Origin of the sequence: Streptomyces sp. NPDC046557 (genome assembly GCF_040645975.1) — a bacterium.
Classification (GTDB): domain Bacteria; phylum Actinomycetota; class Actinomycetes; order Streptomycetales; family Streptomycetaceae; genus Streptomyces.
The window spans coordinates 200,638-224,343 of record NZ_JBEYZH010000006.1 but is presented as its reverse complement, the minus strand read 5'-3'; the positions used below and the strand labels follow the sequence as shown (position 1 = coordinate 224,343).

Genomic DNA, 23,706 nt, shown 5'->3' with positions numbered 1-23,706 from the left:
TTGGTCTGGGGGCGTGGTCCCATGGGTGAAGATGGAGCGGTGACCTCGGCTCCTCAGCGCCCGGACGGGCCAAACTCCGCTCCCCGGCTCATCGCCACCGATCTCGACGGCACCCTGCTGCGCGACGACAAGACCGTTTCTGCCCGCACGGTCGCCGCGCTCGCCGCCGCCGAGCAGGCCGGTATCGAGGTGTTCTTCGTCACCGGTCGCCCGGCCCGCTGGATGGGTGTGGTGAGCGATCACGTCCACGGCCACGGCCTGGCCATCTGCGCGAACGGGGCCGCCGTGGTCGACCTCCACGCCGGCGGCGAGTTCGTCCAGGTCAGGCCGCTGCCCCGGGCCGCCGCACAGACGGTCGTGGACACGCTCCGGGCTGCCGCGCCCGGTACGTCGTTCGCCGTCGAACTGACCACTGGTATCAATTACGAGCCGGCCTATCCACCGACCTTCCAGGACCCCAATGCCACGATCGCCATCGCTGAGAAGCTTCTGAGCGAGGAGCTCGACGACACCGCGGCTCCCGTGCTGAAACTGCTGGCCCACCACTCGGAACTGGCGCCGGACGATTTCCTCGCCCTGGCCCGCTCCGCCGCGGGCGCCTACGCGTCCATCACGCGCTCCAGCCCTACGTCGCTGTTGGAGATCAGCGGGTCCGGAGTGTCCAAGGCGAGCACCTTGGCACTGTGCTGTGCCGAACGTGGTATTTCGCCGGCTGAGGTCGTCGCCTTCGGCGACATGCCGAACGATCTGGAAATGCTGACCTGGGCCGGCACCTCGTACGCGATGGGCAATGCCCACCCGGATGTGCTCGCGAGCGCTTCCGACCGGACGGTCGCCAACAACGAGGACGGGGTGGCCCTCGTCATCGAACGCATTCTGAGCGCAGGCGTCGCCCGGTAGGCGGGCGTCTCACCAGGGCACAGGGACACGAGGGCGCAGGGACACGGCGCCCTAGAGCGGGGCCTCCCATACGACGGTGGTCCCGCCGCCGTTCTCGGCGATGCCGGGGCCACACCAGCTCGCGCCACCCAGCGACTCGGCCCGTCGGCGCAGGTTCCGCAGACCGCTGCGTCGACCGCCCTCCGCGATACCCACGCCGTCGTCGGCGACCTCCAGCCGTACCCCCGGCCGCCCGTCGGCCAGATGGACCGTGGAGTCCAGCAGGACTTCGATCCGGGATGCCTCCGCGTGGCGGAACGCGTTCGACAGCGCCTCGCGCAGTGCAGCGATCAGGTTCTTGCCGACCAGCTCGTCGACGGCCGCGTCGATCGGGCCGATGAACCGGTGCGCGGGCTTGAACCCCAGCGGTACGGCGGCCATGTTGATCTCGCGCAACACCCGGGTACGCAGCCCCGAGGGGGCCTCCGCCGGTCCCTGCTGCAACGCGAAGATCGCCGTACGGATCTCCTGGATCGTCACGTCCAGCTCGTCCACCGCTTTGCCGACGCCGTCACGAACCTCGGGAACGATGGACCGGCGCTGCGCGCCCTCCAGCATCAACCCCGTCGCGAACAGCCGTTGGATCACAAGATCGTGCAGGTCACGGGCGATCCGGTCACGGTCCTCGAAGACCGCCAACCGTTCCCGGTCGCGCTGAGCCTCGGCCATCATCAGCGCCAACGCCGCCTGTGAGGCGAACTGCGTGGCCAAGGTGCGTTCGGCCTCACTGAACGGGCGGCCGCCCCGCGCCCTGGGGGTCACCAACGCGCCGAGCACCCGCCCGCCGCTCTGCAGGGGCAGCATCATGCAGGGTCCGTACTGGCTGGTGAGCCGGCTGATCATGCGGGCATCCGCGGCGGCGTCCTCGACGAAGACCGGTTCTCCCCTCAGCAGCTCGTTCACCACGGGGCTCTCGGGCGGGATCACCACACCGAGCGAGGTGGCCGGGTTGTCGGAGGAGACGGCGACGATCTCCATTCCCCCCTCCTCTGCCGGCAGCATCACGATCCCGGCGGCTGAGTCGGCGAGTCGGCGGGCCTGCTCGGCGACCACGGCGAGGGCGTCGTCCGCATCCCCTCCGGACAACAGAGCCGTGGTAACGGCCACCGAGCCGTCGATCCACCGCTCGCGCTGGGTGGCGGCCTCGTACAGCCGGGCGTTGCCGATGGCGATGCCCGCCTCCGTGGCCAGGACGCGGACCATGTGGACGTCGTAGTCGTTGAACTCGCCGCCACCGTTCTTCTCGGCCAGGTAGAGGTTGCCGAAGATCTCTCCCTGAACCCGAATGGGTACGCCGAGAAACGACTTCATGGGCGGGTGGTGAGCCGGGAAGCCGGCGGAACGCGGGTCCTTCGTCAAATCCGGGAGCCGCACCGTGTCAGCGTGCGAGATCAACGCCCCGAGCAGGCCTCGTTTCCCGTCCGGGCGGTGCCCGATCTTGCGCGCCAACTCCTCACTCAGGCCGAAGGTGACGAAGTCGGACAGGCCGCGGCGGTCGGTATCGACGACACCGATGGCCGCGTAGCGGGCATGGGCCAGTTCGGCGGCCGTCTCACAGATGCGGTCGAGCGTCGAATGCAGTTCCAGGCCGGTGCCGACCGAGCGCATGGCCTCCAGCAGTTGCGGCACCCGGGCAGTGAGTTCGGTGGACAGCCCCTGGAGACCGCGGGTCGCTTGAGCGGCGGCCTCCAGCGGGTCCGGTGATGCGCGTGACGGCTCCGGCGATTCCTGAGACTGCTCCCCTGACATGCCCTTGAGCCTAGTTAGTCCCCATTAGCTGGGAAAGTCGGCCAACGTTCCCTCGGTCGCCCGTTCACGCTCCAGGAGCCGTCGCAGCGGTCCTTCGACCGTGGCCAGCTCCTCGTACGCGCCGCGCTGTACGACATGTCCCCGGTCCAGTACGAGCACCTCGTCCACCGCGTCCAGGCCCGCGAGCCGGTGCGTGATCAAGACGGTGGTGCGACCCTCGGTGGCGGTCAGCAGGTCCGCTGTCAGCGCGTCCGCGGTCGGCAGGTCCAAGTGCTCGGCCGGTTCGTCCAGAACGAGTACCGGGAAGTCCGCGAGCAGCGCCCGGGCCAGCGCCAGCCGTTGACGCTGCCCTCCGGAGATCCGCTCGCCGTGCTCTCCGACCAGGGTGTCCAAGCCGTCCGGGAGACTGTCGACCCATTCCGACAGCCTGGCCGCCGCGAGCGCGTCCCGCAGCCGGGCGTCACTCGCGTCGGTTCGGGCCAGTCGCAGGTTCTCCCGGACCGAGCTGTCGAAGAGGTGCGCGTCCTGGGCGCACAGCCCGACAAGGCTACGGACATCGTCGCTGTCGAGGGTGCGCGTTTCGGTGTCGCCGAGGGTGTACGAGCCTTCCCGCGGGTCCAGGAACCGCAGCAGAACCTGCGCCAGTGTCGTCTTGCCCGAGCCGGAGGGCCCCACGACGGCGATGCGGCGGCCCGCTTCGAGAGTCAGGTCCAGCCCGTGCAGGGCGTCCTGTTCCTGGCCCGGATGCCGCGCCGCGATGCCCGTAAGCCTCAGGGGGAATGGCGAGGCGGGACATCCTGCGGCCTGGGCCGGCTCACTGACCGGCATGGGCGCGTCGATGACCTCGTAGATCCGCTCGGCGCTCCGGCGCACGCGCTGCCGGTACTGGACGGCCTGCGGAAGCCCGGTGACGGCCTCGAACGCGGCGAGCGGTGTCAACACGACCACGGCCATCGCCACCCCCGCCAGTCGGCCGCCGGCCACCGCCTCGGCACCCAGGGCCGCGGCGCACACCACGGTCAGCCCGCACACCAGGGTGGACAGGCCGCTGCCCAGTCCGGTCGCGGCCGCGCCCCGCGAGGCGATCCCGGTCAGATTCAGGTCGCTCCGCTTGGCGGCGTCCTTCCGCCTCTCCAGCGCGCCGGCCACGGTCAGCTCCGCGGTCCCGGTGAGCAGATCGGCCACATGGGTGGCGAGTTCGCCCCGGGCGGGCGCGAGCCGGCGCTCCGTGCGGCGGGCCACGGCGCCACTCACCAGCGGCACTCCCACACCCGCCATGAGCAGTCCGGCGGCGAGCACCGCCCCGGCCTCGGGCAGGAGCCAGGCGGTCAAGGTGACCGCACCGGATCCGACCAGGACGGCGGTGCCGACCGGCAAAAGCCAACGCAGCCAGTAGTCCTGAAGAGCGTCCGCGTCGGCGACCAGCCGGGACAGCAGATCTCCTCGTCGCTGTTCGCGCAGTCCGGCGGGAGCGATCCGTTCCAGTCGTGCGTACACGGAAACCCGTAGGTCGGCCAGCATCCGCAACACCGCGTCATGTGAGACGAGCCGCTCCGCGTAGCGGAAGACGGCCCGGCCGATGCCGAAGGTGCGGGTGGCGGTGACGGCCACCATCAGATACAGCACGGGCGGCTGTTCGGAGGCCCGCGAGATCAGCCAGCCGGACACGGCCATCAGCCCGACGCTGCACCCCACTGCCAACGCACCGAGCAGCAGACCGAGACGGAACCGCCCTTGCCAGGCTCTGGCGACCGCCCGGACCCGGGCCAGCGGGTGCTCACCACCCGTGCTCCGTCCCTGCTCCTTACCGGTTCGTTCGGGCGCCGTGCCGAGGATCCATTCCCCGGGACCGGACGGTTCGGCACCGACCCGCCCGGCCTCCCGCCCGACCGTCTCGGCTGATCCGTGAGCCGGCGCACCGCCGGCCTCCGCCGCCGGATCGGCCGCAGGAAGCCGCACCACCCGGTCCGCGATCGCGAGCAGGGCCGGGCGGTGCACCACCAGCAGTACGGTCCGACCCACCGCGAGGCGCCGGACCGCGTCCACGATGCCCGCTTCGGTCTCGCCGTCCAGCGCCGCAGTCGGCTCGTCGAGCAGCAGCACCGGTCGGTCAGCCAGGAACGCCCGCGCGAGCGCCAGCCGCTGGCGCTGACCGGCGGACAGTCCGACTCCGCCCTCACCCAGCGGTGTGTCCAGGCCGTGGGGGAGCCCTGCCACGAACTCCCACGCCCCGGCGTCCCTGAGTGCTTGGGCCACCGCATCGTCAGGGGCGGTGGGCCGGGCCAGCCGTACGTTCTCGGCGATGGTCCCCGCGAACAGGTGTGGCCGCTGCGGCACCCACGCGATCCGCTCCCGCCACTGCTCCAGAGCCAGTTCCGCCAGGTCCGTTTCCTGGACCCGTACCCGCCCGGCCGTGGGCGTCACGAAGCCCAGCAGGACGTGCAGCAGGGTGGACTTCCCCGAGCCGCTCGGCCCGGTGAGGGCGACGCACTCTCCCGGTTCGACGATCAGCGAAACGGGGCCCGGAGAGTCCGCACCTCGTCCGGGGTACCGGACCGCCACCGCGTCGAACTCGACTCGCAAACCGCGCTGCGGCACTTCGCCGGTCCCGGCCGAAGCGGTCGCCGGCTCCTCCAGGACCTCGAAGATCTCCCCTGCGGCCGACAGCCCCTCCGCTGCCGCGTGGTACTGCGCTCCCACTTGGCGCAGCGGCAGATACGCCTCCGGCGCCAGGATCAGGATGACCAGGCCGGTATACAGGTCCAGGTCCCCGTGGACGAGTCGCATGCCGATGGTCACCGCCACCAGGGCCACCGACAGCGTGGCCAGCAGTTCCAGGGCGAACGAGGACAGGAACGCGACGCGCAGGGTCCGCATCGTGGCTTGGCGGTAGTCGTCGGTGATCTTGCGGATGGACTCGGCCTGGGCCTTGGCCCGCCCGAACACCTTGAGCGTCGGGAGCCCCGCCACCACGTCCAGGAAATGCCCGGACAAGCGGGACAGCAGTCGCCACTGGCGGTCCATCCGCGACTGCGTCGCCATGCCGATCAGGACCATGAACAGGGGGATCAACGGCAACGTGCCGACGATGATGGCCGCCGAGACCCAGTCCTCGGTGACGATGCGGGCGAGCACTGCCACGGGCACGACCACCGCGAGCCCCAACTGGGGAAGGTAGCGGGAGAAGTAGTCGTCGAGCGCGTCCACGCCGCGGGTGGCCAACGCCACCAGCGAACCGGTCCGTTGCCCGCTCAGCCATCCGGGCCCGAGGTCCGCGGCCCGGTCCAGCAACCGACCCCGTAGCTCCGACTTGACCGCAGCGCCGGCCCGGTGCGCGGCACGTTCCGTGAGCCAGGCGATCAGCGCCCGCCCCAGCGCCACTGCCGCGAGCAACAGCAGTGGCGTCCGGAGCGTCCCGGCACCCAGCCCCTTCTCGAAGGCACCGACCACGATCTCGGCGATGAGCATCGCCTGTCCGACGATCAGCCCCGCCCCGGCGAGCCCGAGTGCCACCACCGCGGCCAGGAAGAGGCGGGTGGAACGGGCGTAGCGCAGCAGGCGCGGGTCGATCGGTTTCACGTGAAACATCCCCTCGGGAGGGTCAAGCGGGAGAGTCGGCCGCCGGGCGAGACAGCCCCGGCCGGGTCAGTGCGGGCCGGGTCAGTGCGCGTCGACGATGTGCTGGGTCCCGATCCGCTTGCGGAACACCCAGTACGTCCAGCCCTGGTAGAGCAGGACGACCGGGGTGGCCACCGCCGCGCACCAGGTCATGATCTTGAGCGTGTAGGGGCTGGAGGAGGCGTTGGTGACCGTGAGATTCCAGCCGTCGTTCAGCGAGGAGGGCATGACGTTCGGGAAGAGCGTCAGGAAGAGCATCGCGACGGTTGCCGCGATGGTGATCCCGGACAGTGCGAACGACCAGCCCTCGCGGCCCCTCATGTTGCAGCCCACGGCCGCGACCAGGGCCATGACCGCAATGACCATGGCGATCAGGCTCGTGCCGTCACCGCGCGAGAACTGGGTCCAGAGCAGGAAGACCAGCGCCAGGACTGCGGTGAGGACACCCAACCGGGTCGCGAGCCGGCGCGCCCGGTCCCGGATGTCACCGACCGTCTTCAGTGACGCGAAAACGGCGCCGTGGAAGGTGAACAGGCTGAGCGTGACGAGACCGCCGAGGAGCGCGTACCCGTTGAGCAGGTCGAGAAAGGTGCCGACGTACTCCTTGTGCTGGTCGATCTTGACGCCGCGGACGATGTTCGCGAAGGCCACACCCCACAGGAAGGCTGGGATGAGTGAGGCCCAGAAGATCGCGTGCTCCCAGTTGGTCTGCCACCTGTCCTCGGGGCGCTTGTGCCGGTACTCGAAGGCGACACCGCGGACGATGAGGCAGACCAGGATGATCAGCAGCGGTAGGTAGAAGCCGGAGAAGAGGGTGGCGTACCACTCCGGGAAGGCCGCGAAAGTAGCCCCGCCGGCGGTGAGCAGCCAGACCTCGTTGCCGTCCCAGACCGGCCCGATCGTATTGATCAGGACCCGCTTTTCCCGCCGGTCACGGGCGAGCAGCTTGGTCAGTACGCCGATCCCGAAGTCGAAGCCCTCCAGGAAGAAGTAGCCGATCCACAGGACGGCGATGAGTACGAACCAGACGTCGTGGAGTTGCATGGTGTGGTCTCCTCAGCCTCAGTACGAGAAGGCCATCGGCCGGTCGGAATGGTTGTCGTCCCCGCCGATCCTGGTGGGCGGGTTGAGGTCGGCCTCGGTGAGTTCGGGAGGTCCGGCCTTCACGTACTTCACGAGCAGCCGGACCTCGATCACGGCGAGCACGGCGTAGAGAGCGGTGAAGACGAGCATGGACGTGATCACCTCGCCCTGCGTGACGCTGGGGGATACCGCGTCACGGGTGCGCAGGACTCCGTAGACGACCCACGGCTGGCGGCCCATCTCGGTGAAGATCCAGCCCCAGGAGTTGGCGATCAGCGGGAAGCCGAGCGTCCCGATGGCGGTCAGCCAGTACAGGCGGGTGAGGCGCGGGTTCAGGGCCGTCTTGAACAGGACCAGGTGCGGCCGTTCGTCGTCGCCGGTGCGCAGGGCGGCCGGCAGCAGGAACCTGCGCCGGGTCAGCCACAGCCCCAGGGCGCCGATGCCGAAGGATGCCATACCGAAGCCGATCATCCATCGGAAGCCCCAGTAGGCGACGGGGATCGCGGGCCGGTAGTCGCCGGGGCCGTACTTCGCCTGCTCGGACTTGTTGACGTCGTTGATGCCGGGCACGAAGGAGCCGAAGTCGCTGTCGGCGAGGAAGGACAGCAGACCGGGCAGTTCCACGGCGACCTTGTTGTGGCCCTTGTCGACGTCACCGACGGCGAAGACGGAGAAGGGGGCGCTCTTCTCCCCGTCCCAGAGCGCCTCGGCCGCGGCCATCTTCATCGGCTGCTGCTTGAACATGACCTTGGCGAGCGTGTCACCGCTGATCGCCGTCAGCAAGCCGCCGATGACCACGGCGATCAGGCCGAGCCGCAGCGAGGTGCGCATCACGGGGATGTGCTTCCTGCGCAGCAGGTGGTAGGAGGCGATGCCGACCATGAACGCGCCGCCGGTCAACGCGGCCGCCGTGAGGGTGTGGAAGACCTGGGCGACGGCCGTGTTCTGGGTGAGGACCTGGAGGAAGTCGGTGAGCTCGGCTCGCCCGGTCTCCTTGTTCATCCGATAGCCGACCGGGTGCTGCATCCAGGAATTGGCGGCGAGGATGAAGTACGCCGAGAGGATGGTGCCGATCGAGACCATCCAGATGCAGGCGAGGTGGATCTTCTTGGGGAGCTTGTCCCAGCCGAAGATCCACAGCCCGATGAAGGTGGACTCGAAGAAGAAGGCGATCAGGGCTTCGAAAGCCAACGGGGCCCCGAAGATGTCACCGACGAAGCGCGAGTAGTCGGACCAGTTCATGCCGAACTGGAATTCCTGGACGATGCCGGTGACGACACCCATCGCAATGTTGATCAGGAACAGCTTGCCCCAGAACTTGGTCGCCTTGAGGTACTTCTCCTTCTCGGTGCGCACCCAGGCGGTCTGCAAGATCGCGACGAGCGCGGCGAGCGAGATCGTCAGGGGGACGAAAAGGAAGTGGTAGACGGTGGTGATACCGAACTGCCATCGCGCCAGAGTCTCCGGCGCCAGAGCCAAGTCCACGTCGTCATCTCCTTCGGGTCGCCGTGGATCGTCAAAGCCTCACTCCGCCTGTCACATCCCACGCGACGCAGGACAAAACGGCCGAGCTTGTGAACGCGTTCACATTCACAAGCATTATGGCGCACAGCTCTTCGATCTTTCATCGGGGGGTACCCCTAGCCAACAGATTCAACAGATTGTTGAATGCGGCTCATGAAGATTCGAATCTCCTGGCCCGCCGGCCAGCTCACCGCATCCCTGAAAGAGACGCCGACCAGCAAGGCCCTGGCCGCCGTCCTCCCGATCTCCGCCTCCGCGAACACCTGGGGCGAGGAGGTCTACTTCGACACGGGCGTCTCCGTCGCACTGGAGCACGACGCGCGGCAGGTCGTCGAGCCGGGCACCGTCGCGTTCTGGACCGAAGGCGACGCGCTCGCGCTGCCCTACGGCCCCACGCCCATCTCGCGCGCCGGCGAGAGCCGCCTCGCGAGCCCGTGCAATGTGCTCGGCTCGTTCGACGGCGACCCCCGCCTGCTGGCCACCGTCCGCGACGGCGACCCGGTCCGCGTAGAGCTCGCGTAACGGGTTCCTCGTCACGGGTCCCTCATCACGGGTCCCGCGTCACCGGTCCTGCCTTCCGCGGTACGGCTACATCTCCTTCAAGAAGGCCTCCGCCGTGTGCAGGAAGATGTCATTCGCCTCGGACTCACCGATCGTGACCCGCAGGCCCTCGCCCGGGAATGGCCGGACCACCACACCGGCCTTCTCGCACGCCGCCGCGAACTCCGCGGTCCGCTCCCCCAGCCGCATCCAGACGAAGTTCGCCTGCGTATCGGGGACCACGGTCCAGCCCTGGGCGAGCAGCGTGTCGTAGACCCGCTTGCGCTCGCACACCAGCGAGCCGACCCGCCCGAGCAGCTCGTCCTCGGCCTGCAGCGAGGCGACCGCCGCGTCCTGCGCGAGCTGGCTGACACCGAAGGGCACCGCCGTCTTGCGCAACGCCGCGGCCACCGGCTCGTGCGCCACCGCGAATCCGACCCGCAGCCCGGCCAGGCCGTACGCCTTGGAGAACGTACGCAACACGCACACGTTCGGACGGTCGCGGTAGAGCTCGATGCCGTCCGGGACGTCCGTGTCGCGCACGAACTCCCGGTACGCCTCGTCCAGCACCACCAGCACGTCCGACGGCACCCGGTCCAGGAAGCGCTCCAGCTCGACACGGCGCACCGCGGTACCGGTGGGGTTGTTGGGGTTGCAGACGAAAATCAGCCGGGTCCGCTCGGTGATCGCCTCCGCCATCGCGTCCAGGTCGTGCACGTCCCCGTCTGTGAGCGGGACCTGCACGGACGTCGCGCCGGAGATCTGCGTGATGATCGGGTACGCCTCGAAGGAGCGCCACGCGTACATGACCTCGTCGCCCGGGCCGGCCGTCGACTGGATCAGCGACTGGGCCACGCCCACCGAGCCGGTGCCCGTCGCGATGTGCTCGACCGGAACCCCGAAGCGCTCGGCCAGCTCATTCACCAGGCCCGTGCAGGCCATGTCCGGGTAGCGGTTGAAGTGGCCGGCCGCCGCGACCGCGGTCTCCAGGACGCCCGGCAGCGGCGGGTACGGGTTCTCGTTGGAGGACAGCTTGAACGCCACGCGCCCGTCCGCCGCCGCGGGCTTGCCCGGCTTGTACGTGGGGATGCCGTCCAGCTCGGGGCGCAGCTTCGGGCTCTTCTCGCTCACCGCAGGTCCTCCTCGACCGTCCCGTCGACGTCGCCGTCGACTCAATACTGCTCACCTTATGAGGATTCCGCCGATCAGAGAATGGCGGGCGCCAGGATCACAGGGGGAGCGCGCGCATATATGCGCGCGCTGGTGGCTTGCGCCGTGGCGCGCGTCCCTCGTGCAGGTGAGTTGAGAACCGCCCGGGAGCCCACCGTTTTGGCGGGCCCGTCGTCGCCGACTAGCGTCTCACCCGCCGCCCACCCCCAATTACCTTTAATTCCAAGGTCATTGGGGGTGGCGAACCGTGCAGAATCGTGCCTGTCAACGGGTGCATATGCAGCCGGGCCAACCACCCCGTCGAGCCCTAGGATCGGCTCGCCATGACAGCAGCAGGGAAGCATCAGGTGAGCCGGACCGAGACCACCCGGCGGGTCGGCGGCCGACAGGGCCGGGCCGGCATCAGGGACGTCGCCGCCGCGGCGGGCGTCTCCATCACGACCGTCTCCGACGCGCTCAATGGCAAGGGACGGCTGCCCGACGCCACCCGCCGCCACGTTCGCGAAGTCGCCGACCGGCTGGGCTACCGGCCGTCCGCCGCCGCACGCACCCTCCGTACCGGCAAGTCCGGCCTCATCGGCCTGACAGTGACGACGTACGGGGATGAACCTTTCACCTTCACGGAATTCGCCTACTTCGCGGAGATGGCCCGGGCCGCCACGTCCGCCGCGCTCGCCCGCGGCTACGCCCTGGTCATCCTCCCCGCCACCTCCCGCCACGACGTGTGGTCCAACGTCGCACTCGACGGCACCGTCGTCATCGACCCCTCCGACCACGACCCCGTCGTCAGCGAGCTCGTCCGCCAGGGCCTCCCCGTGGTCTCGGACGGCCGTCCCGCCGGGTCCCTCCCCGTCACCGCCTGGGTCGACAACGACCACGAGGCCGCCGTGCTCAACCTCCTCGACCACCTCGCCGCCGCCGGAGCCCGCAGGATCGGGCTCCTCACCGGCACCACCACCGACACCTACACCCGCCTCTCGACCACCGCGTACCTCAGCTGGTGCGAGCGCGTCGGCCAGGACCCCGTCTACGAGTCCTACCCCGCCCACGACCCGTGCGCGGGCGCCGTCGCCGCCGATCGGCTGCTCGCCCGCCCCGACCGGCCCGACGCCGTGTACGGGCTCTTCGACCCGAACGGCACCGATCTGCTCGCCGCCGCCCGTCGCTACGGCCTGCGCGTCCCCGAGGACCTGCTGCTCGTCTGCTGCAGCGAATCGACCGTCTACGCCAACACCGAACCGCCCATCACCACACTCTCCCTCAAGCCGCGCCGCATCGGCACGGCCGTGGTCCAGCTCCTGATCGACGCCATCGAGGGAGTCGACACCGGCCGACCCGTCGAGCAGGTGGTCCCGACCGAACTCATCATCCGCACCTCCTCGCAGCGCAGGCAGCCCCGTACGACCGTCAGCCCGCCACGCTCACCCGCCCAGGACTGATCACCCACCCGCGAGGGGGACTTGGCGCCTCTCCGGCGGAGCCGACGGGCCCGCCGGAGACGTAAACAATCACCGAAATCGGGAGAAAGCAGCAGGAAGGAACGGCTCCGGCCAGGATTCACCACCCCTGGTGCGTCACAGAGCGCGAGCCGCATTCCTATGATGGGCGCACGACATCACGGACCCTCCCCCACGGAGGTCAGAGGGTCCGCAGGTGTACGGCAGTGCGACGGTGGTGGAGGGGTCGATGACTCAGGGGGCCGGTCAGGGACCCGCGATGCGGACGGACACGCTGCGGGACTTCCGGGTTCCCGTCACCGAACCCGCCCCGTACACCGCGTCCGTCGGCGTGCCCGGCGAGGCTCCCGTCTACGGTGAGGCTCCCGTCTACGGCGAATACCCGGCGTACTACGAGGAAGGCACTCCGGTGCCCCCGCGGCCCGCCTACGCCCCCGAGGCCGCCCCGCCTCCCGTGACCGGACCCGACGCCACTCCCGCGGCCGCGCCCCCGTCCGGCGAGGACGAGGACGACGACGGCTACACGCCCACGCAGCGCGACCTGCCCGTCATCGGCCGCGGAGCGGTCGAAGGCCCCGGTGACACCGTCCAGGTCCACTACGTCCCCCAGGAGTCCGTGCCCACCGGTCCGGGCCCCCTGTACGTCGTGGGAGACGTCCACGGATACCTCGACGAACTCGTCACCGAACTCCGGGCGCAGGGGCTGATCGACGCCGAGGGCCACTGGTCCGCCGGCAACGCCCGGCTCTGGTTCCTCGGCGACTTCACCGACCGGGGCCCCGACGGCATCGGCGTCATCGACCTCGTCATGCGGCTCTCCGCGGAGGCCGCCGCCGCCGGCGGTTACTGCAAGGCCCTGATGGGCAACCACGAACTGCTGCTCATCGGCGCCAAGCGCTTCGGCGACACGCCGGTCGTGTCCGGGGCCGGAACCGCTACCTTCCAAGCCGCCTGGCTGCTCAACGGCGGTCAGCGCACCGACATGGAACGCCTCCAGGACGTGCACCTCCAGTGGATGTCGCGGCTCGACGCCGCCACGCTGGAGGACGGACACCTGCTGTTGCACTCGGACACCACCGCGTACCTCGACTACGGCGACTCCATCGAGGACGTCAACGACACCATCCACGAGCTGCTCACGCGCAACGATGCCGACATCACCTGGGACCTGTTCCGGAAGTTCACCAAGCGGTTCGCCTTCCGGGACGAGGAGACGGGGCCCCAGGCCGTACGGGAACTCCTGGGAACCTACGGCGGCGGCCGTGTCGTGCACGGTCACAGCCCCATCCCCTACCTGCTCGGCGAGGTGGGCACGGAGGACGGCGACGACTCCCACGGACCGGAGGCGGTGGACGGCCCGCACGTGTACGCGGACGGCCTGGCCATTGCGATGGACGGCGGCGTGACCATGGCCGGCAAGCTGCTCGTTGTTCAACTCCCGCTGAGCGACTGAGCTTTCACCGAGCGGGGTATTTCCGGAAAGCCCCTGTCACCTCGTGGCATGGGCGCTCTACCATCGCTCTATCCGTAGCAGGCTCTCCTCCGTTTGTGCCGGCGCCCGAATCTACGCGGGCATACCGGCTTGTACGGAGCATCGGGGGATGCACATGACCAGCGCTCCGCACCTGCTCACCGAAGACCGACCGGAGTTCGATCGGCTCCTCGACGAGGCGCTGCGCACGGCGAACGAACGGCCGGAACTCGCTTCCTTGGGCGAACGACTGAACGCCGAACAATTGCGCACCATGGCCATGAGTGCCACCGCCTTGCTGACGGCCGCGGCCGCGGCCGAATACGACCACTACGTCAAAGTCCGCGCGCAATTGCGCGACGAGCGTCTGTCGGCCCCGGGCACGACGGGCGAGGGCGACGGGGACGGACAGAGCGGCGGCGCGGGCGTGAGCGCCATTGTCGCGGTTCTCGCGCCGGTCCTGGCCGGCACCGCCATGCTGATCTTCCTGTTGGTGGGCTACAGCCTCAAGATGATCGATCCCGAGCCGGCCTTTGCCCGGACCATGCTGACAGCGGGATGGCTCTTCGGTGGGCTCACCGTGGCCGCACTGCTCTTCGCGGTGATCGGATTGCTCGTGACCGCCGTCCGCAACAGCTCCACGGAGGTCGCGGCCGAGGAGGCGGCGGCCGTACCCGACGAGCTCTCGCGCGCCCGAGAGGCGTGGCGCAACGCCCTGCTGGAACGCGGCATCATGCCGTTCCTCCGGGACGCACTGGCCGATCCGAGCGCCGGCCCCGGCTATCCGGCCCCGCGGACCCCGCATGCCGGACGCATACCCAGCCTCGGATACAGCCGGCCGGACTTCACCAGCCCCGGAGCCACCTCCCAAAGCCCACGTCCGGACTACGCCCCACCGGACTTCACGAGCCCCGACTTCGGCGGCTCGGAGCCCGAGGGGGAGTGATGTTTCACGTGAAACAGACGCGTTTCACGTGAAACATCCGTGCGGAGCGTGGAACACCCTCGTGGAACGGGCCCGCGACTCCCCCATGTGTCACGGGTCCGCTCCGTACGCGGTGCTGCCGTCAGTCGGCGAGCGGCAGGTAGACCCGGTTGCCCGAGGCCGCGAACTCCGCGGACTTCTCCGCCATGCCGGCCTCGATCTCCTCGGCCTTGAGGTCTCCACCGTGTTCACGACGGATGTCCTGGGAGATCTTCATCGAGCAGAACTTCGGACCGCACATGGAGCAGAAGTGCGCGGTCTTGGCCGGCTCGGCCGGCAGGGTCTCGTCGTGGAACTCGCGGGCGGTGTCCGGGTCGAGGGCCAGGTTGAACTGGTCCTCCCAGCGGAACTCGAACCGGGCGTCCGACAGGGCGTCGTCCCACTCCTGAGCTCCGGGGTGGCCCTTCGCCAGGTCCGCGGCGTGCGCCGCGATCTTGTAGGTGATGACACCGGTCTTCACGTCGTCCCGGTTGGGCAGACCCAGGTGCTCCTTGGGCGTGACGTAGCAGAGCATCGCGGTGCCCCACCAGGCGATCATCGCCGCGCCGATGCCCGAGGTGATGTGGTCGTACGCGGGTGCGACGTCCGTGGTCAGCGGGCCGAGGGTGTAGAACGGCGCCTCCTCGCAGATCTCCTGCTGGAGGTCGATGTTCTCCTTGATCTTGTGCATCGGGACGTGGCCCGGGCCCTCGATCATCGTCTGGACGTTGTGCCGCTTGGCGATCGTGTTCAGCTCACCCAGCGTCTTCAACTCCGCGAACTGCGCGGCGTCATTGGCGTCGGCGATGGAACCGGGGCGCAGTCCGTCACCCAGCGAGTAGGTGACGTCGTACGTCGCGAGGATCTCGCAGAGCTCCTCGAAGTTCGTGTAGAGGAAGTTCTCCTTGTGGTGGGCGAGGCACCACGCGGCCATGATCGAGCCGCCGCGGGAGACGATGCCGGTCTTGCGCCGGGCAGTCAGCGGGACGTACGGCAGCAGCACGCCGGCGTGCACCGTCATGTAGTCGACGCCCTGCTCGGCCTGCTCGATGACCGTGTCCTTGTAGATCTCCCACGTCAGCTCCTCGGCGCGGCCGTCGACCTTTTCGAGCGCCTGGTAGAGCGGCACGGTGCCGATCGGGACCGGGGAGTTGCGGAGCACCCACTCGCGCGTCGTGTGGATGTTGCGACCGGTGGAGAGGTCCATGACGGTGTCGGCGCCCCACTTGGTCGCCCAGGTCATCTTGTCGACCTCCTCCTCGATGGAGGAGGTGACCGCGGAGTTGCCGATGTTGGCGTTGACCTTCACCAGGAACCGCTTGCCGATGATCATCGGCTCGATCTCCGGGTGGTTGACGTTGGCCGGAAGAACGGCGCGACCTGCGGCGATCTCCTCGCGGACGACCTCCGGGGAGACGTTCTCGCGGATCGCCACGTACTCCATCTCCGGGGTGATCTCGCCCCGGCGGGCGTACGCGAGCTGGGTGACCGCCGCGCCGCCCCGGCCGCGGCGGGGCTGGCGCGGGCGGCCCGGGAAGACCGCGTCGAGGTTCTTGAGGCCACCGCGCGGCGAGGTGTGCTTGATGCCGTCGTCCTCGGGGCGCACGGGCCGGCCCGCGTACTCCTCGGTGTCCCCCCGCCCGATGATCCAGTTCTCCCGGAGCGGGGGAAGACCCCGGCGGACGTCGGTCTCGATCTGCGGGTCGGTGTACGGACCGGACGTGTCGTAGAGCGTCACGTCCTTGCCGTTGGTGAGGTGGACCTGGCGGACGGGCACCCGGATGTCGGGGCGGGAGCCCGCCACATATCCCTTGTGCCAGCCCGGCCCGCGCCCGGTCTGGCCGTCGGCGTCCTCGCTGACGGCAGGCGTGCGTGCATCCTGAATGGTCATGAGACCTATCTCCCTACGCCGGCATTACCCGGTAACAGGTTCGGCGGTCGACGCAGCCTCCTCCCGTACCCGCCGTTTCGGCGTGCGTACGGTGATCAGCGCCCTCTCAGCCCGGTGCTCCGAGCTCCCGCGTTGTGCAAAGTAGCCCCCACGCTAGCGTCATCTGTGGCGTGCTGAACAGTGGGCCCCCTCATCTCTTGCGATGATCGGCCGGTGACGTCCTTGCCGCAGCCTCCCATCAATCCCCCCGAGCCCCCTGGTCACAGCGACCACGGACATGCCGACGAATCCGCACACGCGCCCTCCCACGGGTCCGCGCACGGCCATTCCCACAGCCATGGGCACGGCCCGGCGGCTCCCGTCTCCCTGCACCTGCGCAAGGTCATCGCCGCCGTGTTGATCCCCTTCGCGGCCGCCGTCTTCGTCGGGATGGTGGTGCTCTGGCCGGGTGGAGCCCCCGCGCACGAGCGGACCGGCGTCGGGTTCGACCGGCAGACCCAACAGGGCAAGGTCGTCGCGTTGGCGAGTGTGGACTGCAAGTCCGTCAACGCCTCGCAGGTTCCACCCACGGGTGACACCTCGACCCCTTCGGGGCGCGAGGCCACGGCGGAACAGACCGGTGCGTGCAAGAAGGCGACCGTCGAGGTCGGTACCGGCCCGGACAAGGGCCGCACCTTCGTGGAGATCGTGCAGCCGGGGGCCCCGCGGCAGTTGGCGAACGGCCAAGAGGTGGTGGTGGCCTACGCGCCGGACGCTCCACGGGACCTCCAGTACTCGGTCATCGACCTGAACCGGAAGCTCCCGTTGGCTCTGCTGGCCGGCATCTTCGCCATCGCCGTCGTCGTGGTCGGCCGGATGCGGGGCGTGTTCGCCCTGGTGGCACTGGTCGTCAGCTTCGGCGTGCTGACGCTGTTCATCCTCCCGGCGATCCTGCAGGGCTCCAACCCGCTGGTCGTAGCCGTGGTCGGGGCCAGCGCGATCATGCTGATCGCGCTCTACATGTGTCACGGCCTGACGGCACGCACCTCGGTCGCCGTTCTCGGCACGCTGGTGTCGCTGCTGCTGATCGGTCTGTTGGGCTCGCTCTTCATCGGATGGGCGTTCCTCAGCGGCAACACCGATGACAACACAGGACTGATCCACGGCCTGTACCCGGACATCGACATGAGCGGTTTGCTGCTGGCGGGGGTGATCATCGGATCGCTCGGCGTGCTCGACGACGTGACGGTCACCCAGACGTCGGCGGTCTGGGAGCTGCACCAAGCCGATCCCACCATGGGATCACGGGCCTTGTACCGGGCCGCCATCAGGATCGGACGCGACCACATCGCCTCCGTGGTCAACACCCTGGTCCTCGCGTACGCCGGCGCCGCGCTCCCCTTGCTCCTGCTCTTCTCCATCGCGAACAGCAGCATGGGTGCGGTGGCCAACAGTGAGTTGGTCGCCGAGGAAATCGTCAGGACACTGGTCGGCTCCATCGGGCTCGTGGCCTCCGTACCGGTGACCACCGCCCTGGCGGCGCTGGTGGTTTCCGCCGACAGGCCGGGGGAACCGAAAGCCACCCCGGCCGCAAAGCCGGCACGCGGTGGCCGAGGACGTCGGCGCAAGCGCTGATCAGATCCGAGCCGAGCCGAGCTGTGCCGACGTGAGGGGGTGCGGGTGGGGCGGGCGGAGTAAGTCCCGTCAGCCGGCGTTCTGCTCGTTCTGCCGGGACTCGGCGAGGATCCTGTCGAGTGCCTCGTCGAGCGTCCCCTCGAAGTCCCCGAGGTTGCGCTCCTGACCGAGCGGAACGAGCCGGTCGGTGCGGTCGAGGAAGGCGACCAACGGTGCCGCTCCCGCGCGGAACAGGGCTCGCTCGCCGCCTACCTGCAGGCGGATGTGGACGTCCGACAGCTCGTCGGGGTGGGACGGGGCGATGTGCACATCCCCGTCACCGCAGGGCTTGTTGATGCCATCGAGGAGGAGCTCGCGACCGAACGCCCACGTCACGGGCGCGTCTCCGGGAAGGTGGAAGGTCAGTCGCACTGCGTAGGGGTCGTGAGCGTCGTACCGGAGTTCCACCGGGATCCGGAAGGAGAGCTCCTCGGAGACGAGAAAGCTCATCATGACCTCTGCCTGTACCGACTCGCGCATTGACTACCCCGATGTTGTGGAAGTGGCCAGGAATGGTCCCCCCATGGGCCCTCTTGACAAGAGTGGTGTAAGCGCTAGCAGATCACAAGGAGTGAGATTTCAGATACTGATAGAGAACGAGAGGGTGCTCAACAGCGCGCCTACTTCACTCCGTAGCAGCTCAACTGCATAGCGCAATCGGTCTTCTTGGTGCAAAGGGAACGAAATCGCCATGGTTGCAGCAGTATCTCCCGCCGTAATGGGGATCGCCGCACACACCGTGCCCAGTACATATTCCTGACGCTCCGTAATCGGTTCCATGCGTTGCAGGGAGGCGAGGCGTTGCTCCAGAGCGCGTTCGTTCCGAACCGTGTAAGGGGTGACGGGGCCGACCGGATGGCGGTCGTAATGATCTTTGCGGGCCTTCTCGTCGAGCTGCCCGAGCAGGCATTGGCCGATGGCGTGCGCGTGGCCGGTCGCGCGGAAATCGGCCCACTCTTCGCACGCCGGAGCGGCCGGGGTGTCCGATACGCCGACCACTTCGATTTCACCCTCGCGGTAGACCGCGAAGTAGACGGGGGCCCCGACCACGTCGCGAAAGTGCGCGAGGGAGTCGACGATCATGCTGCGACGTTTCTGCTGGAGTCCACCGCTCGCCAGGCGCCAAGCGGCGTCGCCCAAGAGGAAGACGCCGCCCTCACGGCGCAGATAGCCCTCATGGGTGAGGGTGCGCAGCAGGTGGTAGGCGGTGGGAAGCGGAAGTCCGGCTTCCCGCGCCAGTTGTTTCGCCGGGGCTCCCTCGCTGTGGGAACCGACCGCTTCGAGCAGTCTCAGCGCCCGCTGCACCGAAGCGATCAGCGTCGGCACACCGGGATTGTGGACTGCGGACAAAGCTCACCCCCAGGCGTGACGGCGGGCTCAAGGGGCGGCCCGCTCTGCGGGGGCCGCCCCCGCGTATGCCGTGGATCCTGGGGGTCGCGCTCGCCAACCGATGAAGATAACCGCGGGTCAGAACGGTGATACCGCTACGGGTACCCAGGGACGGCCCAGATTGGCACTCTATCCGCCGGTTCCGGCCGTGTGAGAGGTCTCGTACCTCACGTTCCCCCGGCTGGGTTAATCCGAGTACCGCCCGGTGCGCGGCTTACCACTCACCGGCGGAGGGCTTCGAACCGCTGCGGGTGAACTTCTTCACCACGAAGACCAGTCCGCCGACGAGGGCCACGAAGAGCAGCAGCTTGAAGACGAAGGCGATCAGTGTCCCGAGGATGCTGGTGATGACACCTCCGAAGACGAACAGCGCCAGCAGGGGAACGGCGACCCACTTGACCCACCAGGGCATGCCCTCGAACATCGCTCGGATCCCGTCCATGTCCACAACCTTTTCCTCGTCTGTGACTTCCTGCTTCGATGCTAGGAGGCCACGCTCCCTTCCGGGGGCCGGCGAGCCCTCGGAACCCCCTGACCCAACCCCTAGGGGGATCAGGGGCCCAACCCTCAGCCCTCGGGCGGCGAGAACACCACCAACACCTTCAACGGCTCTGTGATGTGGTGGAACTTGTGCGGCACACCGGCCGGAACGTAGACGACGCTCCCGTTCGCCACCGTCGTCGTCTCCTCCCCGACCGTGATCGACGCTCGGCCGCTCACCACGAGGTACACCTCGTCCTGGCGATGGGGTTGCTGAGGATCGGTCTGTCCGGCATCGAGCGCGTAGAGCCCGACCGACATGTTCCGCTCCTTCAGGAACTGCAGGTACGCGCCGTCGTTGGCAGCCCGTTCCGCTTCGAGCTCGTCCAACCGGAAGGCTTTCATCCTGGTCCTACCCCTTACTCCGTAGCGCGTGGAATCCGCTGATCTGACGATGTCCCACCAGGATCTTCTCTGCAACGATCGGACCCATGACGAATTTCGTAGTCAAGACGCTCGCCAACGTGGCGGCTCTGGCCGTGGCCATCTGGCTGGTCGCGGGCATCACGCTCGACGAGGACGGGAACAGCACCGGCAAGCGGGTCCTCACGCTGATCCTGGTCGCCCTGGTCTTCGGCCTGGTCAACCTCATCGTCAAGCCCGTGGTGAAGCTGTTCTCCTTCCCGCTCTTCATCCTCACTCTCGGCCTCTTCACGCTCGTGGTGAACGCCCTGATGCTGCTGCTGACCTCATGGCTGGCCGAGCAGTTCGACCTCAGCTTCCACGTCGAGGGCTTCTGGACCGCGGCCATCGGCGCTCTGATCATCTCCGTCGTCTCCTGGGCCGCGAACCTCGCCCTGCCCGACAAGAACTGAGCGGTGACCCGTACCGCGTGTGCTGAAGGAGCCCACCCCGTGAACGATCACCCCACCTCGTCGGCGGACCGGTACGGCGACGGGACCCGGGCCGTCCGCGCCGGGTTGCCCGAGCCCGCGAAGAACGAGCCACCGCTGCCGGGGCCCGTCTTCGCCGCCCACTTCCACCTGCCCGGCGAGGTCGAGGGCCCGTACGCCTACGCCCGGGACAGCAACCCGACCTGGACGCTCCTGGAACGGGCCATCAGCGAGTTGGAAGCACCCGGACGGGACGACGTGGAGACCATCGTCTTCGCCTCGGGAATGGCCGCCGTCTCAGCGGTCCTCCTGTCGCAGGCCCGCGCGGGCGATACCGTCACGCTCCCCTCCGACGGCTACCAGGCGCTGCCGCTGCTCCGGGAGCAGTTGGAGGCGTACGGAATCCACGTCCGAACCGCCCCGACCGGCGGCGACGCCCAGCTCACGGAACTCGACGGAGCCCGGCTGCTGTGGATCGAGACGCCCTCCAACCCCGGCCTCGACGTCTGCGACGTACGGCGCCTCGTCACGGCCGCCCACGCCGGCTCCACCCTGGTCGCCGTCGACAACACCCTGGCCACACCTCTCGGGCAGCGACCGCTGGAACTCGGCGCGGATTTCTCCGTCGCCAGCGGTACCAAGGGGCTCACCGGTCATGGTGACCTGCTGATCGGCTACGTCGCCTGCCGCGACCCGGAACTGGCCGCCGGCGTCCGCCGCTGGCGCAAGATCGTCGGAGCCATCCCGGGACCGATGGAAGCCTGGCTGGCCCACCGCTCCCTGGCCACGATCCAGCTACGGGCGCAGCGCCAGTGGAGCAACGCCCTGGCCGTCGCGGAGGCGCTGCGCGAACGCGTCGATGTCACCGGGCTGCGCTACCCGGGACTTCCCTCGGACCCGTCGCACAAGACCGCCACTCTGCAGATGAGCGGCTTCGGCTCGGTGGTCTCGTTCACCCTGACCGACCGGTCGCACGCGGAACGCTTCATGAGCGCTCTTCGTCTGGTGGAGGACGCCACGAGCTTCGGTGGCGTACGGTCCACCGCCGAGCGGCGCGGACGGTGGGGTGGGGACGCCGTGCCGGAGGGCTTCATCCGCTTCTCGGCAGGCGCCGAGGACACCGTCGACCTGGTCGCGGACGTTCTGCGGGCGCTTGAATTGGCGGGTCGTGAGTACTGACCGGACGTAGCGGGGCGGTCCGAGCCTCCCCCCTCTTGGCTCGGACCGCCCCCCGGGTTCCCTCGGCGAAGAACCACGTTGACAAGGCTAGTTGACTCAGCGTCAGAGTCCAATCACGGTAGCGACAGGGGCCTATCGGCATATTTATAGTTGAAGGCCCCCAGCGAGAGGGGCCGCCATGGACCTGGCCCTGCTACGTACCTTCGTCGCGGTGCACCGGGCCGGCTCGTTCACCCGGGCCGCCGCACTCCTCGGGCTGTCCCAGCCCGCCGTCACCTCGCAGATCCGCACCCTCGAACGGCAACTGGGCCGGCCGCTCTTCCACCGCCGGGCCCGGGGGGTGACGCCCACCGCCATCGGTGACGAACTCGCCCACAAAGCCGCCCCACACCTCGACGCGTTGCTGCGCATCACCGAGACGGAGCGGGAGGCCGCCGGCGCGTTACGCACGCTGCACATCGCCGGACCCCCCGAGTTCGTGTGCCGGCGCGTGCTGCCCGCCCTGGCCCCTCTGATCGGCCAAGGCCAGACCCTGCGCACCGCTCTCAAGGCCGACGCCGAGGAGGTCCTCGACGGACTGTCCTCCGGGCAGCACGACCTCGTGGTCACCACCGGTCGACCACGCGGCGGGCCGGTCACCGCCACACCCCTGTGCGACGAGGAACAGGTCCTGGTCGCCGCGCCCTACTGGGCCGCCCTCATCGACCCGGACCTTCTCCGTGACAAGGGCCCCGGCAGCCCGGCGGCTCTCGACGGGATACCGGTCGTGGAGGTGCACGAGAGCCTCCCGCTCGTCACGCGCTACTGGGCCGCCGTCTTCGACGCGCTGCCGGAAGCCGCCGCCACCGTGGTCGTGCCCGACCTCAGGGCCGTACGCGACTGCGTCCGAGCCGGTGCCGGTCTCGCCGTCCTGCCCCGCTACCTCTGCCAGGACGCCCTCGACCGCGGCCAGATCGTGTCTCTGCTGGAGCCCGCGGTACCACCGCTGCGTACCTGGTTCGTCGTCGTACGGACGGGCAGTCTGGCGCTCGCCCACCTCGCCCGAGCCCATGACCGGCTGCTGCGCGCCGCCGCGGACTGGTGATCCGCCGCTACCGGCGCCCCTTCCTCGCGAGGTACGAGGTACATGGTCTCGGGCCGTGCGTTTCGCGGCCAGGCGTTTCAGAAGCGGAAGAGTGGGCCACTCTTCACCCATGACCGAACGTCCCGTGGTCAAACGCACCGCCCGCGCGATCCTGCTCGACGGTGACGACCTGATCCTCATCAAGCGCACCAAGCCCGGCGTCGACCCGTACTGGCTCACCCCCGGCGGGGGAGTGGAGTCCACGGACGCGACCGTTGTCGACGCCCTGCACCGGGAGGTACACGAAGAACTCGGCGCCAAAATCACCGATGTGGTGCCCTGCTTCGTGGACACCGTCGAGCACATCGCCGATGGCGGAGTGACCGGCGTCAAGGTGCAGCACTTCTTCGTCTGCCGTCTCGAATCCATGGACCCCGCCCAACGACACGGCCCCGAGATCGACGAGCCCGAAGGCGAGTACGAGATCGTCCGCGTGCCGTTCAGCCGGGTCGGCATCGCGGCCGTTCACCTCGTCCCGCTGTCCCTGCGCCACTACCTCGACGGGAACATCGAGGGCGTACGAGCCATGCACGCCTCCGACCTCGGCTGATCCGTCCGAGGAGCCGTCAGGCGGTCGCCGGGG

20 protein-coding genes and 1 riboswitch are annotated in these 23,706 nt (G+C 68.9%); of the genes, 10 read left to right on the top strand and 10 right to left on the bottom strand.

What is annotated here, in order from left to right:
* Nucleotides 1-21: 21 nt before the first annotated feature.
* Nucleotides 22-900 carry a Cof-type HAD-IIB family hydrolase gene (locus ABZ934_RS15755; RefSeq protein ID WP_361312988.1) on the top strand — a complete coding sequence of 293 codons (879 nt, stop codon included), beginning with the start codon at nt 22-24 and terminating at the stop codon, nt 898-900.
* A 51-nt stretch (nt 901-951) separates the two neighbouring features.
* Here ABZ934_RS15755 and ABZ934_RS15750 read toward each other — a convergent pair whose 3' ends face one another.
* The 4 genes from ABZ934_RS15750 to ABZ934_RS15735 form a co-directional block, all read right to left on the bottom strand.
* Nucleotides 952-2,688, bottom strand: coding sequence for a GAF domain-containing protein (locus ABZ934_RS15750; protein WP_361312912.1), 1,737 nt, complete (start codon nt 2,686-2,688; stop codon nt 952-954).
* Nucleotides 2,689-2,712: 24 nt separating this feature from the next.
* Complete coding sequence (gene cydD, locus ABZ934_RS15745; protein WP_361312911.1) at nt 2,713-6,267, bottom strand: thiol reductant ABC exporter subunit CydD; 3,555 nt, start codon at nt 6,265-6,267, stop codon at nt 2,713-2,715.
* Between the two features lie 81 nt (nt 6,268-6,348).
* Nucleotides 6,349-7,350: a cytochrome d ubiquinol oxidase subunit II gene (gene cydB / locus ABZ934_RS15740; protein WP_361312910.1), complete on the bottom strand. Its 1,002-nt coding sequence runs from the start codon at nt 7,348-7,350 to the stop codon at nt 6,349-6,351.
* Between the two features lie 18 nt (nt 7,351-7,368).
* Nucleotides 7,369-8,874 (bottom strand): cytochrome ubiquinol oxidase subunit I, encoded by a 1,506-nt coding sequence (locus tag ABZ934_RS15735; RefSeq protein ID WP_361312909.1) that lies wholly within the window; start codon nt 8,872-8,874, stop codon nt 7,369-7,371.
* A gap of 192 nt (nt 8,875-9,066) precedes the next feature.
* On the opposite strand from ABZ934_RS15735, the gene ABZ934_RS15730 reads away from it, so the two are divergent.
* Entirely contained in the window at nt 9,067-9,435 is a 369-nt protein-coding gene (locus ABZ934_RS15730; protein ID WP_361312908.1) for a cyclophilin-like fold protein, read from the top strand.
* 66 nt (nt 9,436-9,501) lie between these two features.
* Here ABZ934_RS15730 and hisC read toward each other — a convergent pair whose 3' ends face one another.
* Nucleotides 9,502-10,584, bottom strand: coding sequence for a histidinol-phosphate transaminase (gene hisC, locus ABZ934_RS15725; RefSeq protein ID WP_361312906.1), 1,083 nt, complete (start codon nt 10,582-10,584; stop codon nt 9,502-9,504).
* 362 nt (nt 10,585-10,946) lie between these two features.
* Here hisC and ABZ934_RS15720 point away from each other — a divergent pair, with 362 nt between their 5' ends.
* From ABZ934_RS15720 to ABZ934_RS15710, 3 genes are all read left to right on the top strand, one after another.
* The gene (locus tag ABZ934_RS15720; RefSeq protein WP_190185544.1) at nt 10,947-12,062 is read left to right on the top strand and encodes a LacI family DNA-binding transcriptional regulator; all 1,116 of its coding nucleotides are present in this window, start codon (nt 10,947-10,949) and stop codon (nt 12,060-12,062) included.
* A 232-nt stretch (nt 12,063-12,294) separates the two neighbouring features.
* Nucleotides 12,295-13,533 carry a metallophosphoesterase gene (locus ABZ934_RS15715; protein WP_361312986.1) on the top strand — a complete coding sequence of 413 codons (1,239 nt, stop codon included), beginning with the start codon at nt 12,295-12,297 and terminating at the stop codon, nt 13,531-13,533.
* A gap of 148 nt (nt 13,534-13,681) precedes the next feature.
* Nucleotides 13,682-14,497, top strand: a complete 816-nt coding sequence (locus ABZ934_RS15710) for a hypothetical protein (RefSeq protein WP_361312905.1) — start codon at nt 13,682-13,684, stop codon at nt 14,495-14,497.
* 121 nt (nt 14,498-14,618) lie between these two features.
* Here ABZ934_RS15710 and thiC read toward each other — a convergent pair whose 3' ends face one another.
* Entirely contained in the window at nt 14,619-16,406 is a 1,788-nt protein-coding gene (thiC, locus tag ABZ934_RS15705; protein ID WP_361312904.1) for a phosphomethylpyrimidine synthase ThiC, read from the bottom strand.
* Nucleotides 16,400-16,547, bottom strand: a riboswitch (TPP riboswitch). It overlaps the preceding gene by 7 nt.
* A gap of 72 nt (nt 16,548-16,619) precedes the next feature.
* Between thiC and ABZ934_RS15700 the strand changes: the two genes are divergently transcribed.
* Nucleotides 16,620-18,020, top strand: coding sequence for a YibE/F family protein (locus ABZ934_RS15700; protein WP_361312903.1), 1,401 nt, complete (start codon nt 16,620-16,622; stop codon nt 18,018-18,020).
* Nucleotides 18,021-18,089: 69 nt separating this feature from the next.
* Here ABZ934_RS15700 and ABZ934_RS15695 read toward each other — a convergent pair whose 3' ends face one another.
* The 4 genes from ABZ934_RS15695 to ABZ934_RS15680 form a co-directional block, all read right to left on the bottom strand.
* Complete coding sequence (locus ABZ934_RS15695; protein ID WP_361312901.1) at nt 18,090-18,539, bottom strand: SsgA family sporulation/cell division regulator; 450 nt, start codon at nt 18,537-18,539, stop codon at nt 18,090-18,092.
* A gap of 99 nt (nt 18,540-18,638) precedes the next feature.
* A complete protein-coding gene (locus ABZ934_RS15690) occupies nt 18,639-19,385 on the bottom strand; it encodes a helix-turn-helix domain-containing protein (RefSeq protein WP_361312900.1) in 747 nt (248 codons plus the stop codon).
* A gap of 277 nt (nt 19,386-19,662) precedes the next feature.
* Entirely contained in the window at nt 19,663-19,890 is a 228-nt protein-coding gene (locus ABZ934_RS15685) for a DUF5326 family protein (protein ID WP_361312898.1), read from the bottom strand.
* 125 nt (nt 19,891-20,015) lie between these two features.
* Nucleotides 20,016-20,333 (bottom strand): cupin domain-containing protein, encoded by a 318-nt coding sequence (locus tag ABZ934_RS15680; protein WP_361312896.1) that lies wholly within the window; start codon nt 20,331-20,333, stop codon nt 20,016-20,018.
* An 86-nt stretch (nt 20,334-20,419) separates the two neighbouring features.
* Between ABZ934_RS15680 and ABZ934_RS15675 the strand changes: the two genes are divergently transcribed.
* The 4 genes from ABZ934_RS15675 (at nt 20,420) to ABZ934_RS15660 (ending at nt 23,673) form a co-directional block, all read left to right on the top strand.
* Nucleotides 20,420-20,803, top strand: a complete 384-nt coding sequence (locus ABZ934_RS15675; RefSeq protein ID WP_361312895.1) for a phage holin family protein — start codon at nt 20,420-20,422, stop codon at nt 20,801-20,803.
* A gap of 39 nt (nt 20,804-20,842) precedes the next feature.
* Complete coding sequence (locus ABZ934_RS15670) at nt 20,843-22,000, top strand: cystathionine gamma-lyase (protein WP_361312893.1); 1,158 nt, start codon at nt 20,843-20,845, stop codon at nt 21,998-22,000.
* Nucleotides 22,001-22,178: 178 nt separating this feature from the next.
* A complete protein-coding gene (locus ABZ934_RS15665) occupies nt 22,179-23,084 on the top strand; it encodes a LysR family transcriptional regulator (protein WP_361312892.1) in 906 nt (301 codons plus the stop codon).
* A gap of 109 nt (nt 23,085-23,193) precedes the next feature.
* On the top strand, nt 23,194-23,673 hold the full coding sequence (locus ABZ934_RS15660) for an NUDIX hydrolase (protein ID WP_361312890.1): 480 nt from the start codon (nt 23,194-23,196) through the stop codon (nt 23,671-23,673).
* The last annotated feature ends 33 nt before the right edge of the window (nt 23,674-23,706 follow it).

Excerpts from the sequence above, each read along its gene's own strand:
- ABZ934_RS15755 (WP_361312988.1), top strand. The coding sequence starts at position 22 with ATGGGTGAAGATGGAGCGGTGACCTCGGCTCCTCAGCGCCCGGACGGG.
- ABZ934_RS15750 (WP_361312912.1), bottom strand. The coding sequence starts at position 2,688 with ATGTCAGGGGAGCAGTCTCAGGAATCGCCGGAGCCGTCACGCGCATCA.
- cydB (WP_361312910.1), bottom strand. The coding sequence starts at position 7,350 with ATGCAACTCCACGACGTCTGGTTCGTACTCATCGCCGTCCTGTGGATC.
- ABZ934_RS15730 (WP_361312908.1), top strand. The coding sequence starts at position 9,067 with ATGAAGATTCGAATCTCCTGGCCCGCCGGCCAGCTCACCGCATCCCTG.
- ABZ934_RS15720 (WP_190185544.1), top strand. The coding sequence starts at position 10,947 with ATGACAGCAGCAGGGAAGCATCAGGTGAGCCGGACCGAGACCACCCGG.
- ABZ934_RS15710 (WP_361312905.1), top strand. The coding sequence starts at position 13,682 with ATGCACATGACCAGCGCTCCGCACCTGCTCACCGAAGACCGACCGGAG.
- thiC (WP_361312904.1), bottom strand. The coding sequence starts at position 16,406 with ATGACCATTCAGGATGCACGCACGCCTGCCGTCAGCGAGGACGCCGAC.
- ABZ934_RS15695 (WP_361312901.1), bottom strand. The coding sequence starts at position 18,539 with ATGCGCGAGTCGGTACAGGCAGAGGTCATGATGAGCTTTCTCGTCTCC.
- ABZ934_RS15685 (WP_361312898.1), bottom strand. The coding sequence starts at position 19,890 with ATGGACGGGATCCGAGCGATGTTCGAGGGCATGCCCTGGTGGGTCAAG.
- ABZ934_RS15680 (WP_361312896.1), bottom strand. The coding sequence starts at position 20,333 with ATGAAAGCCTTCCGGTTGGACGAGCTCGAAGCGGAACGGGCTGCCAAC.
- ABZ934_RS15675 (WP_361312895.1), top strand. The coding sequence starts at position 20,420 with ATGACGAATTTCGTAGTCAAGACGCTCGCCAACGTGGCGGCTCTGGCC.
- ABZ934_RS15665 (WP_361312892.1), top strand. The coding sequence starts at position 22,179 with ATGGACCTGGCCCTGCTACGTACCTTCGTCGCGGTGCACCGGGCCGGC.
- ABZ934_RS15660 (WP_361312890.1), top strand. The coding sequence starts at position 23,194 with ATGACCGAACGTCCCGTGGTCAAACGCACCGCCCGCGCGATCCTGCTC.